Annotated in this window: 12 protein-coding genes; 2 read left to right on the plus strand and 10 right to left on the minus strand. The window is 39.2% G+C overall.

Annotation, left to right across the window (positions count from 1 at the left end; genetic code table 11):
* Positions 1-266 precede the first annotated feature (266 nt).
* The 7 genes from argF to argC form a co-directional block, all read right to left on the minus strand.
* The gene (gene argF, locus RGF10_RS19660) at positions 267-1226 is read right to left on the minus strand and encodes an ornithine carbamoyltransferase (RefSeq protein WP_318505099.1); all 960 of its coding nucleotides are present in this window, start codon (positions 1224-1226) and stop codon (positions 267-269) included.
* Positions 1223-4342 carry a carbamoyl-phosphate synthase (glutamine-hydrolyzing) large subunit gene (locus RGF10_RS19665; RefSeq protein ID WP_318505100.1) on the minus strand — a complete coding sequence of 1040 codons (3120 nt, stop codon included), beginning with the start codon at positions 4340-4342 and terminating at the stop codon, positions 1223-1225. The genes argF and RGF10_RS19665 overlap by 4 nt, the downstream gene beginning before the upstream one ends.
* Complete coding sequence (locus tag RGF10_RS19670; RefSeq protein ID WP_318505101.1) at positions 4335-5414, minus strand: carbamoyl phosphate synthase small subunit; 1080 nt, start codon at positions 5412-5414, stop codon at positions 4335-4337. The genes RGF10_RS19665 and RGF10_RS19670 overlap by 8 nt, the downstream gene beginning before the upstream one ends.
* A gap of 233 nt (positions 5415-5647) precedes the next feature.
* A complete protein-coding gene (locus RGF10_RS19675) occupies positions 5648-6814 on the minus strand; it encodes an acetylornithine transaminase (protein WP_318505102.1) in 1167 nt (388 codons plus the stop codon).
* A complete protein-coding gene (gene argB, locus RGF10_RS19680; RefSeq protein WP_318505103.1) occupies positions 6811-7584 on the minus strand; it encodes an acetylglutamate kinase in 774 nt (257 codons plus the stop codon). Before argB ends, RGF10_RS19675 begins: the two co-directional genes overlap by 4 nt.
* Positions 7585-7602: 18 nt before the next feature.
* Positions 7603-8835 carry a bifunctional ornithine acetyltransferase/N-acetylglutamate synthase gene (gene argJ, locus RGF10_RS19685; protein ID WP_318505104.1) on the minus strand — a complete coding sequence of 411 codons (1233 nt, stop codon included), beginning with the start codon at positions 8833-8835 and terminating at the stop codon, positions 7603-7605.
* A gap of 14 nt (positions 8836-8849) precedes the next feature.
* Complete coding sequence (argC, locus tag RGF10_RS19690) at positions 8850-9884, minus strand: N-acetyl-gamma-glutamyl-phosphate reductase (protein ID WP_318505105.1); 1035 nt, start codon at positions 9882-9884, stop codon at positions 8850-8852.
* Positions 9885-10202: 318 nt separating this feature from the next.
* Here argC and RGF10_RS19695 point away from each other — a divergent pair, with 318 nt between their 5' ends.
* Positions 10203-10895: a Crp/Fnr family transcriptional regulator gene (locus RGF10_RS19695; RefSeq protein ID WP_318505106.1), complete on the plus strand. Its 693-nt coding sequence runs from the start codon at positions 10203-10205 to the stop codon at positions 10893-10895.
* 50 nt (positions 10896-10945) lie between these two features.
* Here RGF10_RS19695 and RGF10_RS19700 read toward each other — a convergent pair whose 3' ends face one another.
* The 3 genes from RGF10_RS19700 to glp form a co-directional block, all read right to left on the minus strand.
* The gene (locus tag RGF10_RS19700) at positions 10946-11662 is read right to left on the minus strand and encodes a YwiC-like family protein (RefSeq protein WP_318505107.1); all 717 of its coding nucleotides are present in this window, start codon (positions 11660-11662) and stop codon (positions 10946-10948) included.
* A gap of 135 nt (positions 11663-11797) precedes the next feature.
* The gene (gene mobB / locus RGF10_RS19705) at positions 11798-12361 is read right to left on the minus strand and encodes a molybdopterin-guanine dinucleotide biosynthesis protein B (RefSeq protein ID WP_318505108.1); all 564 of its coding nucleotides are present in this window, start codon (positions 12359-12361) and stop codon (positions 11798-11800) included.
* Complete coding sequence (glp, locus tag RGF10_RS19710; protein ID WP_318505109.1) at positions 12327-13592, minus strand: molybdopterin molybdotransferase MoeA; 1266 nt, start codon at positions 13590-13592, stop codon at positions 12327-12329. Before glp ends, mobB begins: the two co-directional genes overlap by 35 nt.
* Before the next feature lie 484 nt (positions 13593-14076).
* Here glp and ric point away from each other — a divergent pair, with 484 nt between their 5' ends.
* Positions 14077-14775, plus strand: a complete 699-nt coding sequence (ric, locus tag RGF10_RS19715; RefSeq protein WP_318505110.1) for an iron-sulfur cluster repair di-iron protein — start codon at positions 14077-14079, stop codon at positions 14773-14775.
* Positions 14776-14802 lie beyond the last annotated feature (27 nt).

Here is a 14802-nt window from a genome sequence, read left to right on the forward strand (position 1 = left end):
AATGAACATGACCTGAAGTTTTTATCTAAACATTATTTTTCTGTATAAACTTGTCTGTTGATTTCCGCTCCAGGTGCTCGCTTTCCGCGGGGCGGGCGGTGAGCCTCCTCGGCGCGCAACGCCTGTGGGGTCTCACCTGTCCCGCTGCTCCCGCAGGAGTCTCGCACCTTCTGCTCCAATCAACGAGTGCTCAAAAAATAACAATGTTCTTTAACTTAGATAAAAAAGCCAAATCACCATAAGCGATTTGGCTTCCTATTTTCGAATTAACCCTTCATAATTTCGACTAATAATGCTTTTTGGGCGTGTAGTCGGTTGCCGGCTTGTTCGAACACGACTGAATTTGGTCCATCAATGACGCTTGAAGTTACTTCTTCTTCTCGATGAGCTGGTAAGCAATGTAAGAAAATGTAATCAGACTTTGCATTAGCCACCAATGTATCATTAATCTGGAAACCTTCAAATGCTTTTAGTCGTATTTCATTTTCTGCTTCCTGTCCCATACTTGTCCAAACATCTGCATAAACGACATCTGCACCAACAATTCCTTCTACAGGATCATTGGTAATCACTACTTTTGCACCGCTCTCCGCTGCATAGCCAAGCACAGCTTCCGTAACACCAGCGTCAGGCTCATAGCCTTTTGGGGTAGCAACGGAAATATCCATTCCTACTTTGGCACAAGCGATCATTAAGGAATGAGCGACATTGTTTCCATCTCCGATATAGGCAACCTTTAAGCCTGCGAACGTCCCTTTTTGCTCATAGATTGTTTGTAAATCAGCTAAAGCCTGACATGGATGATAGAGATCCGTTAATCCATTAATGACAGGAATAGAAGCATGCTCTGCTAATTCTTCAATAATTGAATGCGAAAAGGTACGAATCATAATTCCATCAACATAATGGGATAACACTTTCGCTGTATCTGAAATAGGCTCTCCTCTGCCAATTTGCAAATCCTTGCTGTTCATGACAATGGCTTGCCCGCCGAGCTGCAGCATACCAGCCTCAAATGATACTCTCGTTCTCGTTGACGATTTTTCAAAAATCATCCCAAGGATCTTCCCAGCAAGTGGTTTGCCATGGTCGGAGCCAGCCAGCTTTTCTTGCTTAAGTTTGATGGCTCTTTCTACTAATACTTGAATCGTTTTTGATGAAAGATCCTTTAAAGTCAATAAATCTTTTCCTGTTAATTGGGTATCGAATACATCTGTTTGAATCATCCTACAGTCACGTCCTTATTTATGGTTTGGTGCCAATAGCCAATACATTGCACATTCCAGCTTGGGACGGCAATTGCGGTTAAAAACGCTTTGGCTGTTTCTTTCTCTGTAAAGACCGGAATTCGATTACGCGTTGCTTTTTGTCTAGCTTGACTATCTACATCATATTTTTGAGTAGTAAATAAACCGATCGTATTTTTGTCTGTTAATTTTTCATCAAACAACTCTGTTTGCACAATTTTAATGTTCGATTTTTCAGCAAGAGGTTTAAGTTCTGCTACATCATCTTTGCTGCTGCAGACTAATTCCCCTCCTTTTATTGATTTTTTCACTGTAGCATGAAGCCATTTTGCTAATGCTTCATCATAGGTTTGTGCGATGCTTATTCCCTCACCTGTTGATTTCATTTCTGGTCCTACCTTCGCGTCTAAGCCGTGAAGAGCATAATTCGAAAACACAGGGTACTTGATTGTAATAAAAGGTAAGGATACGGGTTTGTTTGCTGCTGATTGGTCGGTTAAGGTTAATTTCCCGAGCAATATTTTTGTCGCAATTTGTACCAACGGTTTTCCTGTCACCTTGCTAACAATCGGTACAGTTCGGCTTGCTCGTGGATTCACTTCTAATACTAACACACGATCAGCTTCAACAATAAATTGAATATTCATTAAACCTTTATATTGAAGTTTTTTAACAATCTTTTCAGCATAAGATAGCATTACATTTTCTGTTTCAGCAGAAAAACTTTGTGCTGGTAAAATCGACATACTGTCACCCGAATGAACACCCGTTTTTTCAATATGCTCAACAATTGTTGGCACTAAGATATTCACGCCATCTGCAGCTAAATCTAGTTCTGCTTCCTTCGCATAAATATACTGATCGACAAGTATTGGGTAATTTACTGTTCCGCTTGCTAATGTCTTATCCAATTCCTGTTGATTGTTTAGGACTTCCATTCCTTTCCCACCGATTACATATGATGGTCTTAGTAAAATTGGGAAGCCTAAGCTCTCGACACATGCTTGCAATTCAATTTCATTGTTGGCAATGTCGCCACGTACACGTGGAATTTCCAACTCATCAAGCAGTTGATAGAAGCGTTCACGGTCTTCAAGTAAATCGATCATTTCCGAGCTAGTGCCGAGTAGGTTTACACCAAATTCCTCAAGTTCGTTCGCTAAATTCAAGGCTGTTTGCCCACCTAATTGAACAATTACATCCGTAATATCCTCTGCTTCCATTACATTTAAGACAGATTCAATCGTCAGTGGTTCAAAATAAAGCTTATCGGCTGTAGCAAAATCAGTCGATACGGTTTCAGGATTATTGTTAATCATAATCGTTTCGACGTTTTCATCCTTCAATGCTAATACACCGTGGACAGAACAATAATCAAATTCAATCCCTTGCCCAATGCGTATCGGTCCACTTCCGATAATTAATACCTTTTGCTTTTCGGAAGGAATTTGTTCATTCTCTCCGCTATAGCTTGAGTAGTAATAATTGGATACTGAATGGAATTCTGCGGCACAGGTATCGACCATTTTATAGGCTGGATTTACACCAAAATCCTTTCTAAATGTACGTAACTCTTGCTCAGACATTCCCCATTGGCTTGCTAAGAAGGAATCACTGAAGCCTTTTACCTTATATCGCTGAAGGGCTTCTTTCGAAACATTATTATAATTGGAATTAGAAATTTCTGTTTCTAAATCGATTAGTTTTTTGAAGCGTGTTAAATAAAATAAATCAATTTTTGTTTCGACATGAAGTTCATGTACATCGGTTCCACGACGGAGTAATTCAAATAAGACAAAAAGTCGTTCATCTGTTTGCCCCTTTACCATACTCTTTAAATCATCGATTGATTTTTCAGCTAAAACCGGAAGCATTAAATCGTTGTTATCGATTTCTAAAGAATGAATCGCTTTGAATAGAGAACGCTCAAGACTTCTGTCAATGCCCATTACTTCGCCTGTCGCTTTCATTTGCGTGCCTAGCTTACGGTTAACCTGTGGAAATTTATCAAATGCCCATTTTGGGAATTTCACTACTACATAATCAAGTGCAGGTTCAAAGCTGGCAAATGTTTCACCCGTAACGGGATTAATTAGTTCTGATAACTGGTAGCCTACAGCTAATTTTGCTGCCATTCTGGCAATTGGATACCCGGTTGCTTTTGAAGCTAAAGCAGATGAACGGCTTACCCTTGGATTAACTTCAATTAAATAATACTGCTTACTGTATGGATCCAGTGCAAATTGGATATTACACCCCCCAACGATTTCTAACGCAGAAATAATATTAATGGAGGCAGAACGAAGCATTTGATATTCGTCATCGGTTAATGTTTGCGATGGTGCGACAACAATGGAATCTCCTGTGTGGATTCCAACTGGATCGATATTTTCCATATTACAAACAGTAATACAAGTGTTCATCGAGTCACGCATTACTTCGTACTCTACTTCCTTAAAGCCGGCAATGCTCTTTTCGATTAAACACTGGTTAATCGCACTTTCCGATAGTCCACTTGTTACTAGCCCGATTAACTCTTCGAAATTGTTGGCAATTCCGCCTCCTGTTCCACCAAGTGTATAGGCAGGGCGAATAATGATTGGAAAGCCGATTTTCTCAGCAAATTGAACGGCCTCTTCTTTTGTATGAACAATGATACTTTCAGGAACTGGCTCCCCCAATTCGTTCATGAGAGCACGGAACGCTTCACGGTCTTCCCCTTTTTTAATCGAGTCAATCGAGGTTCCCAGAAGCTTTACTCCGTATTTTTCAATAATGCCTGCTTCACTTAAACTGAAGGCTAGATTTAAGCCAACTTGGCCGCCAATCGTTGCGAGCATTCCGTCGGGACGTTCTTTCGCAATGATTTTTTCCAAGCTTTCAACCGTAAGCGGTTCAAAATAAACCGAATCTGCGCAAAATTCATCGGTCATAATCGTAGCTGGATTATTATTGACGAGAATCACTCGATAGCCTTCTTCTTTAAGGGCCATACAAGCTTGTGTCCCCGCATAATCAAATTCTGCTGCCTGACCAATAACAATTGGACCAGATCCGATTACGAGAATAGATTTGATAGTCGTGTCTTTAGGCATAAGTTGCAACTCTCCCATTATTGGCTTTTACTAATTCGATAAATTCATCAAAGATGTATTGACTGTCACTTGGTCCCGGGTTTGCTTCAGGGTGGAATTGCACCGTTCTTAACGGAAGCGTATCATGAACCATTCCTTCAACCGATTGGTCATGTAGATTATAAAAACGAGTCGATAAACCTGTTCCGAATAAGCTATCATTATCAACCACATAACTATGATTTTGTGATGACATAAACACTTGATTTGTGACGAGGTCACTTACTGGATGGTTTGCCCCACGATGTCCAAAGGCAAGCTTCGTTGTATTTGCACCAAGTGCCAGTGCCGTTAATTGATGTCCTAAGCAAATCCCTAATGTCGGAAGCTTTGATACTAGTTTCTTTATTTTCGATAATTCAGCAGAAATGGCTTTTGGATCTCCAGGTCCATTTGATAATAAAATTCCATCTGGTTTTAGAGAGATAATTTTTTCAAAGGTTGTATCGTATGGTACAACTGTAACATGACAATCACGTTCCACAAGGGCATTAATGATTGACTGCTTGCAACCAAAATCAACAACGACAATATGGTTCTCTCCTGTTCCCACTTTCTTAATTTCTTTCGTTGTAACAGCATCCACTTTACAATCCGGTTTCAGTTGAAACGCTAAGTCCGATTGTTCATGCTTGGAAAGGACTGCAGGCATGGATCCTTTATCACGAATTTTCTTTACAATTGCTCGAGTATCTATATTGTCTAATAACGGGACATTCCATTTTTCTAGGTATTGCTTTAAGCTGTATTTGGCCTGATAATGAAACACATCTTGAGCTGCTTCATACACAATAACTCCAGCCACGTGAGGCATTTCACTTTCAAAATCCTCTTCATTAATTCCGTAATTTCCGATAAGTGGATACGTGAACACTACAATTTGATCTTTATAGGAAGGGTCCGTTAGCACTTCCTGAAACCCTGTCATGCCTGTATAAAATACAACCTCACCACATAGCTCATCAATAGAAGTTTCATTAACCCAATTTCCTTCAAAAACATCCCCACTTGATAATTTTACAAATCCGCGCATTTTGTACACCTCGAAGATTTATGTATAAATATATCATACAAATTCATATTTATACATTTTATTTTATAAAGAAAACTCGCCGACTGACAAGCCTGAAAGGCGAAGACAGAGGCGTAGTTGCACTTATACTTAATTTCTAAAATTTTCATCTACGTCGACTATGCAACACTGCTGAAAATTTATGCTTTCTTAAAGTGTAAAGAAAACTCGCCGATTGGCAAGTTTTTAACACTTTATGCTTTAACCGTGTTCTTCATGTTAATTTTGTTTAGAGTAGTAATTAATATTTCAATCGCCTCGTCCATTTCATTTGAAGTAACGGTTAATGGCGGTAATAAGCGAATGACTTTTTCGCCTGCTTGCAGGAGAATCAATCCATTATTTCGAAGCTCGCTTAGTAATAGAGCAACATTTTGATTGCATTGGATTCCAATCATAAGCCCTAAACCTCGTACATCCTCAACAAATGAAAATGGCTTTAGACTGTCTTTTAATTTATTAATTAATTCGTTTCCTTTTTCTTGAACTGCCTCCAGGAATTCCTCTTTGAATATTAACTCCATTGTCGCATTCGCAGCTGCTATTGAAATCGGATTTCCTCCGAAGGTCGAACCGTGACTACCTGGTCCAAAAAACATTCCAAGGTGTTCTTTCCCAATCACTGCCCCAATTGGTAAACCGCTCCCTAAGCCTTTTGCAGATGTAACAATGTCAGGCTGTAAATCAAAATGCTGGAATGCATATGGCTTACCGGTACGCCCAACTCCAGTTTGAATCTCATCGACTACTAAGAGAGCTCCAAATTGCTTACATAGTTCTTCAATACCTTTAAAGAACTCCTTATCACCAACGTGAATTCCTCCTTCGCCCTGAACGATTTCAAGCATGATTGCTGCGACATCTTCTCCCATCACATTTTTAACAGCTTCAATATCGTTATACGGTACATAAACAAATGTTTCGAGCATCGGGCCATAACCGGTTTTTATTTTATCCTGACCAGTCGCTGACATGGTCGCAAAGGTGCGGCCGTGAAAGGAATTTTCAAATGTAATAATTTTCGTTCTACCAGTGGCTTTTCTAGCAAGCTTAATGGCTCCTTCATTTGCTTCTGCCCCACTATTAGCAAAGAAAACGCGATCCATTCCTGAAGCTTGAGCAAGCTTTTGCGCTGCTTGTTCTTGCTTTGTGTTCGTAAACAAATTTGATACATGCCAATATTCGTTCAATTGCTTCTGAATTGCTTCTTGGACATACTCTGGTCTATGCCCAAGGTTACAGACTCCAATACCGGAAGTAAAATCCAAATATTTTTTTCCATTCACGTCGGTTAGCCAGCATCCTTTAGCTGTGTGAGGTTCAATTTCCCAACGACCATAGGTTTGGAATAAATTGCTCATTTTATCATCGGCTCCTTTTTTGAGATGCGCGTGCCGTACCATCCTTGATTTGAGTAAAATGGATTTTTACCGGAGACAATCATGACACTCTCGACTCCTTTTTCCACTGCCGCTAATGCTGATTGGACCTTTGGAATCATCCCACCGCTTATTTCTCCATTTTCAATATATGTGTTGATTTCATTTTCGGTTAAGCAAGAAGCTAAAGAACCTTCAATCAATACACCATCTACATTTGTTACAAATAAGCATTGCTCAGCTCCTAAAGCCTTAGCAACGGCTGCGGCCGCATAGTCGGCATTAATATTCAACTTCTCGCCATCTTCTGAAATCCCAATCGGTGTAACCACCTGGATGTAGTTTTCTTTTAATAATATGTTAAGTAAATCAACTTTTACATTCGTAATTTCACCTACAAAGCCTAACTCATCACGATTAATAAAGGTAGCATTTAGTAATTTCCCATCGCTGCCATTAATGCCAATCGCGTTAAAGTGATGATTTTCTAAGATAGAAACGAGCTTGCGATTTGTCTGACCAGAGAGTGTCATCTCTACAACCTTTAATGTATCAAGTCCAGTTTTCCGCAAACCATTCCGAAACTCTGGCTTCACATTGTATAGAGCTAACATGTCATTTATATCTGGTCCACCACCATGAACAAAAACAAGGTGATACCCCTGTTTTTGGAGTTCATCAAGACTTGTGAAAAAACCGGATGACAATTCATCCAAGACACTGCCGCCACATTTAATCACAACAATTTTCATTTTTCTCTCTCCTTACCCCTACGAGCGGTAGCTTGCATTAATTTTAATGTAATCATAGGACAAATCGCAGCCCCAAGCTTTTCCTTGTCCGTCTCCATAATGAAGATCCACGAATATTTGGATAAAATCCTCTTTAAGATAAGCTAATGCTTCTTCCTCAGAGAACTTTTGTGGCTCGCTTTTTTCAAGCATTTTAATTGGCCCAATTGCGATATCGACTGTCTCTGGATTTAAGCTCGCATTACTTTGACCGATAGCCCCAATAATTCTGCCCCAGTTGGCATCTGCTCCATAAATAGCTGTTTTGACCAAGTTTGAACCAACAATTTGTTTTGCTACCCAACGAGCCTCGGAGTCATTCACTGCTCCTTTTACCTCAACTTCGACAAGCTTTGTAGCACCTTCTCCATCCTTCGCAATTTGCTTCGCTAAGCTTTCACAGCTTTTGCCTAAAAGCCCCATAAAGGTTAACCATTCAGGATGATCAGGCGTTAATGGTTCATTTTCTGCCATTCCATTAGCCATGACTAGTACCATATCATTCGTCGATGTGTCACCATCTACTGTAATTTGATTAAAGCTTTGGTTTGTTACTTGTTTTAACGCGGCAGCTAAATGCTCTGATGAAATGTTTGCATCCGTTGTTAAGAAGGCTAGCATTGTCGCCATATTCGGATGAATCATTCCTGACCCCTTCGACGTTCCACCAATTGTAACTGTTTTACCATCTATTTCTGCTGAATAACAGCATGTTTTCATCATTAAATCAGTCGTTAAAATTGCCGTTTGAAATGCTACTGCATCTTCATTTGCATTTCCAAGCGACAATAATTCCAGCCCTGCTGCAACCTTTTCCATATTTAAATATTCACCAATTACACCCGTGGATGCAACTGCTACATATGTGTCTTTAATCCCTAGCTTCTCTGCTGTTAATGCTCGCATTTTCAAGGCATCCTCGTAGCCCTGTGTTCCTGTGCAAGCATTCGCACAACCACTATTAACCACAACAGCTTGGAGAGCGCCTTCACTTGCAATGCTTTCCTGCGTTACCTTGATTGGTGCCGCTTGAAAGAGATTGGTTGTATAAACAGCTGCACTATTCGCTAACTTTTCACTGAAAATCACACCAAGGTCGAGCTTTGTGTAACGAATTCCAGCTGCTACTGCTGCCGTTTGAAATCCTTTCGGTGTAAGGATACTTCCATTTTCAACTGTTTTGATTTTATCGACTTCGGATAAAATTTGCATTCTGCTATTCCTCCTTAAGGAAACAACGGGATAAACTCTAATCCCATACTCTCATCAAGTCCGTTCATAATATTTGCATTTTGAATTGCCTGACCGGCTGCGCCTTTGATCAAATTATCAATTACCGATACGATGGTGAGGCGTCCTGTTCGCTCGTCAACGTGTAAACCTATGTGACAGAAGTTTGACCCACTCACTTCTTTAATTTCAGGGAAGTTCCCAATCGGCCGAATTTTTACAAAAGGCTGATTCTTGTATATTTCATTGTATAATTCAACAATGCTTTCAGTATTGTATTCTTTCGTTAGCTTGACATATATTGTTGACATGATCCCCCTAGTAATCGGCAATAAATGTGTGCTAAAGGTAATCGGGCCAACAGAATCATTCCATCGTTGCAGCTGTTGCTCAATTTCCGGTATGTGCTGGTGCTGATTTACTTTATAGATCCGCAAATTTTCATTGATTTCTGAGAAAATAAGGCTTTTTGAAGCAGACCGTCCTGCACCAGATGCACCCGATTTCGCATCAATAATAATCGAAGTGGGATCAATCATATTTTCCTGCACGACTGGAGCCAAGCCAAGTAGTGTTGCTGTTGGATAACAGCCAGGATTGGATAAAAGCTTCGCTTTAGTAATATTTGACTTATTCCATTCTGGTAATCCATAAACCGCTTTATCCAGCAAAGACTGTGAAACTGGTTCATGCTTATACCAGCTACGATATTGCTCTGGGTCAGTTAATCGTAAGTCCCCTGATAGGTCAACGATTTGAATCCCTGTTTCAACAAAATCGGGAACAAGTTTACTGGATACTCCAGATGGAGCCGCAATGAAAACAATATCTGAATGCTTTGCGATTTTTTCCGGATCAATATGTTCAAGCTGAATATCAGTCATGCCGTTCAAATGCGGAAATTCCTTTGTTAACGGAATCTCTTCACGTGTTGTATGAACTGAATGTATATTGAATATAGGGTGATGATACAATAGTCGGAACAGCTCTCCACCGCCATATCCTGTTGTTCCTATGATAGATACATTCATTTTGCTCCTCCTAGTGTACTGTATATTTAAACATAATTATTTATATTTATAAATTAAACGTTTCTACCATTATAAAAATTTAGCAAAATAAAATCAATAACTTTTTAAATATTATGTGAACACAGATTTAAATATATTGTTGTCTAACTTAGTTTCCAATATAATTATAGTGATATAGAGTAAAAACTTATTAACTTCCATTATCACAGGATTTATTCACCATCTTCCTTAATGGCGCGTTATTTGAAAATAAAATTTACACATGCTCCAAAAGTTGAATCAACATTTATAAACACATCTAAAAAAGGTGGTCATGCTATGCAAACCATTACAGATTTGTCCACTGAACTTACTGAGATGTTTCAATCCATTTATCTTATAAAGAAAATGGAAAAAGGCACCTTTTTGTTCCAAGAAGACACTCTTGCTGATGAATTATTTATCATTCAAAGCGGCAATGTTCAAGTTTCTAAAATCATTCCAGATGGACGGGAGCTAACTCTGCGCATGTGCTCTCCAGGCGACATTATTAGTGAAGTTTCCTTATTTAATCCTTCTCGCAGGTATATGATGACTGGAAAAGTTGTAAGCAGTGGTGAAGTCGCCGTTATAAACAAGCAACACCTCGAGGGGAAATTAACGAACAATCACGAGCTTGCACTTGAATTCATTAAATGGATGAGCATTCAACAACAAAAAACACAAACTAAATTTCGTGATCTAATTTTAAATGGGAAAAAAGGAGCTATGTATTCGACCCTAATCCGACTGGCGAATAGCTACGGTGAGAAAACAGAGGATGGTCTCTTCTTAAATATTAATCTAACTAATCAGGAACTTGCAAATTTCTGCGGCACCTCTCGTGAAGTCGTGAATCGCTTCTTAAGCGACTTAAAGAAAAATCAAATTATTTCAATCAATAAAGGTCAGATTACGATTCATGATCTCCACTATTTAAAAAGAGAAATCGATTGTGAAAACTGCCCAATCGAAATTTGTAATATATTTTAACCGAAAAAAGAAGCTGACAACCTAGTCAGCTTCTTTTTTTGGTTATTGAATTATTGAATCGCGATGGCGATGATGATAAAGAAAATGACTGAGTTGACGATTTCAAATATCCCTACTTGTTTCGCTGAATACGGCTTTCCGTACAAATAAACTGCTCTTGCCAAGCTTGGAATAAAGGCTAGTCCAACAATCCATTGCCCCATCACAAACCAAACGATAGGCACAAGAACATGATACCCCCATGATATCCATTTAAAATGCTGATTTTTCTTTTCACGTATCATCGTTTTAACATAAAACGTACTGCCGATAAAAAAGAGAATCGATGCAATAAAAATTAGGATAGTTGCCGCATTAATACTACCATTATAAAAATAGCTACTTGCCAAGCCCGCAATCGAAAAGACTAGAATCGCACTAATATCATTTAAAAAGGCTCGATCATTATTTTTACTTGAAAAATAAGCATTGATAAAGAAAAACGGAATCATCACCAGTCCAAAATAAATGATAGACGGTCGCGAAAATAGAACAATAAATAATAAAAGTAGCGCAGGAATAATATAGATAACTGTCCACTTCGTATAAAATGGAATTTTCTTCCCTTTAAATAATAACAGTAATGGATACGTGGCAAGATACAAAAGCAACCATCCAAAAAAGAATGGAATATGCTGCCACAAAAAGCCTGATGCAACAACACCGAGCCAAAATGGAATGATCAGCATAGCCCATGCTCCATGCTGTTTCGGTAAAAATAATTGCATGTCTCTCACTCCTTCATTGTTCCTGCCCTAACTATATGAAAATAGCAAATTTCGATAAGTGAACCTCGTCACAGCATCATAAAAAAATGAAGGCAATCACAATCATTGCCTTCATTTTGTAATAATTTGATTGTATTAACAATTACTTTGCTTGTTAATCAAGTAATCCATTAACCATTTTAATCCCGCTTGATCACTCAGATGAAAAAGGGGAAGTTCATTATTTCTTCTTAGGAGTGTCTCATATGCTTCGTCCCAGTAAAAAACGGCAACGAGGTTGGTTAGAGTATCAAGTAGTTCACAATCCTCGCTATTTTTAACCAAAATAACCTTTGGGTAATCCTCGTTTTTGTACCCTTCAATGAAGATAAAGTCTGGTTGAAAAAAAGACAATAGCTCTAGTTGTTCCGATAATGGCCATGCTAGTCTGTCAGACTGTAGCACAATACGACCTTCACCTTCAACAAGAGAAGCAAGCGCACCAGCGTTAATGTGCTGACTCGAATCCTTTTTAGCAATGACCTCAGGTTGGCCGCCATGTCCATGGTGTTTTAACGTCACAACTTTTTTATTCTCCAAGCTTAAACATTCAACAAGCTTCGTCATAAAGGTTGTTTTGCCACTATTCGAATAGCCAACTAACTGAAAAATTAATGGTTTTTGCTTACCAAGGCCACGCGCTTCCGGTTGTGTCTTCAAGCAATAATACCTCCACTTCCGTTCCTGCCTCGTAGCCTCTTGTTCCTCCAGGTAAAATCATTAACGAATTCGCACCAGCTAAGCTCATGACAATATTAGATTTATCTAAACCACTTGGTGCAGCAACTAAGCGGCCATTTTCAATTGTCGTAGCACTGCGTACAAATCGTGTAAATGGATTGGCTTTTGGAAAATCAACCTCAAGGTTCGCTTTTTCTTTACGAAGATGTGGTTTGTCGGAACAAAGCATAGTTCGAATAATCGGGCGAGCAAACAATTCAAACCCGACATAGCAAGCGGAAGGATTACCGGACAAACCGAATAATAACTTGCCAGCATATTGCGCAACAGTTGTGACACTTCCAGGGCGCATTGCTACTTTGTTAAACAAAACTTCAGCTCCCATTTTTTCATATATCGCTGGCATAAAATCAAAATCCCCGACCGATACACCGCCAGTAGTCATTAATAAATCGACTTTATCCAATGCTCCAGAAACAGCTTCATAGCAAGTGTCAAAATCATCTGGAAGCTTTCCGAAGTACAGAACTTCGGCACCCGCTCGGTCAATTTGAGCAGAGATCATATAGGAATTACTATTGCGAATCTTTCCAGCAACAAGCGGTTCATCCACTTCTAGGAGCTCAGTACCTGTCGCAAAAAGTCCCACAACTGGCTTTTTAGCTACAGGAACCTGCGCATACCCAAATGTAGCAAGCATTGCTTGTATACCAGGATTAATTAACGTTCCTTTTTTTACTAGGACCTCGCCCTTCTTCGCATCCTCACCTGTGAACGAAACATTGTCCCCTTTTTTATAAACACGCTTGATTGACATGTATTTGTCTCCATCGCGTTCAATGTCTTTAGCAAGTTCAAGCATGACGACACAATCTGTTCCTTTTGGCATCTGTGCTCCAGTCATAATTCTTACTGCTTGAAAGGGACCTACTTCCTTATCGGAAACGTGGCCAGCTCCAATATGGTCAATGATTTCAAATTCAACAGGATTATCTAGACCAGCTCCCATTGAGTCAATTGAACGAATCGCAAATCCGTCATAGGGTGCCCGATCAAAATGAGGTACATCGCTTGTTGCAGTTAAGTCTTCTGCTAAAAATCTATTATGGCTTTCAAAGATCGACACGTATTCGACCTGTCCTTGTTTTTGATAGTTCATTACTTGCTTAACTGCATCCGCGATTGGAATTGGTTTTCGTCTATCTAACATCCAGTTCAACTCCTAAGTATGTATACATATTTCTTTCTAATGATTAAGGCTATGTTAAAGAACATAGTTGGATTGTGAGCACTCTGTTGATTGGAGCGGAAGGTACAAGACTCCTGCGGGCGAAGGTGTCGCGGGAGACCCCACAGGCGCTTTAGCGCCGAGGAGGCTCCCAGACTCCCCCGCGGAAAGGGAGTACCTGGAGCGGAAATCAACAGACATGTTTAACAAAGCCATGTTTAAAAATAATTCTTATTTTTCGCTAACTGCCATTACATTATAAGCATTAATAAAATGATTCAACATGAAGTTTATCACACAATGGATTAATTTTTCATTTCAGGAATTTGTTATTAATTATATTTGTGTTAATAAAAACATTCTTTTCATGTGATTTAGGTCACCATAACAAAGTAGTATTTCCTTTATTCTAAAGAGGAAGAAAAACAACAATAGAAACAAAGGGACCGATTAAGGAGGAACCATAATGACTACTATGCCATATACAGAAACTTCATTAGTTAAAGATATTGTAAATGAAATTCCAAAATCAGCAGACCTTTTTAAACGTTATCGAATTGACTTCTGCTGCGGTGGAAATCGTCCATTAAAAGATTCAGCAGCAGAATACAATGTAAATATGGAAACATTAATGGCAGAATTAGCTGATGTTTATGCAAAAAGCATTGGTGAGCCAATTGACATGGAAGTTTGGACAAACACAGATTCAAACACTTTAGTTGAGCATGTGATTGAGAAATACCACCGTCCTCTTGAAGAGGAGCTTACAATGCTTAGTCCCTATGTGACGAAGGTTGCTAAAGTTCACGGTGATTCACATCCAGAATTGCTTCGTGTTTATGAATTGTTTTATGAGCTAAAGAAAGAGTTGTTAGAGCATACAGCTAAAGAAGAAGCAACTGTATTTCCAATGCTGTTAAAGTTAGATGAAGTTGAGGGCGCAGAGCGTGAAGCGATGATTAATGAGATTAAGGAGCTTGAAAAAGAGCACGATCATGCTGGAGCAATTTTACGTGAACTTCGGAAAATTACTTCTGATTATATTCCACCAGCAGAGGCATGCGGAACATACCGCCTAGTGTTTAAACGTCTAGAAATGCTTGAATCTGAAACATTCATGCACGTTCATCTAGAAAACAATATTCTTTTCCCTCGTTTTTATTAAGATGATGGAGACCTCCAGCTGAGCTGG

It is taken from the genome of Bacillus sp. T3 (genome assembly GCF_033449965.1).
Taxonomy (GTDB): Bacteria; Bacillota; Bacilli; order Bacillales; family Cytobacillaceae; genus Bacillus_BU.

Excerpts from the sequence above, each read along its gene's own strand:
- argF (WP_318505099.1), bottom strand. The coding sequence starts at position 1,226 with ATGATTCAAACAGATGTATTCGATACCCAATTAACAGGAAAAGATTTA.
- RGF10_RS19665 (WP_318505100.1), bottom strand. The coding sequence starts at position 4,342 with ATGCCTAAAGACACGACTATCAAATCTATTCTCGTAATCGGATCTGGT.
- RGF10_RS19670 (WP_318505101.1), bottom strand. The coding sequence starts at position 5,414 with ATGCGCGGATTTGTAAAATTATCAAGTGGGGATGTTTTTGAAGGAAAT.
- RGF10_RS19675 (WP_318505102.1), bottom strand. The coding sequence starts at position 6,814 with ATGAGCAATTTATTCCAAACCTATGGTCGTTGGGAAATTGAACCTCAC.
- argB (WP_318505103.1), bottom strand. The coding sequence starts at position 7,584 with ATGAAAATTGTTGTGATTAAATGTGGCGGCAGTGTCTTGGATGAATTG.
- argJ (WP_318505104.1), bottom strand. The coding sequence starts at position 8,835 with ATGCAAATTTTATCCGAAGTCGATAAAATCAAAACAGTTGAAAATGGA.
- argC (WP_318505105.1), bottom strand. The coding sequence starts at position 9,884 with ATGAATGTATCTATCATAGGAACAACAGGATATGGCGGTGGAGAGCTG.
- RGF10_RS19695 (WP_318505106.1), top strand. The coding sequence starts at position 10,203 with ATGCAAACCATTACAGATTTGTCCACTGAACTTACTGAGATGTTTCAA.
- RGF10_RS19700 (WP_318505107.1), bottom strand. The coding sequence starts at position 11,662 with ATGCAATTATTTTTACCGAAACAGCATGGAGCATGGGCTATGCTGATC.
- glp (WP_318505109.1), bottom strand. The coding sequence starts at position 13,592 with ATGTTAGATAGACGAAAACCAATTCCAATCGCGGATGCAGTTAAGCAA.
- ric (WP_318505110.1), top strand. The coding sequence starts at position 14,077 with ATGACTACTATGCCATATACAGAAACTTCATTAGTTAAAGATATTGTA.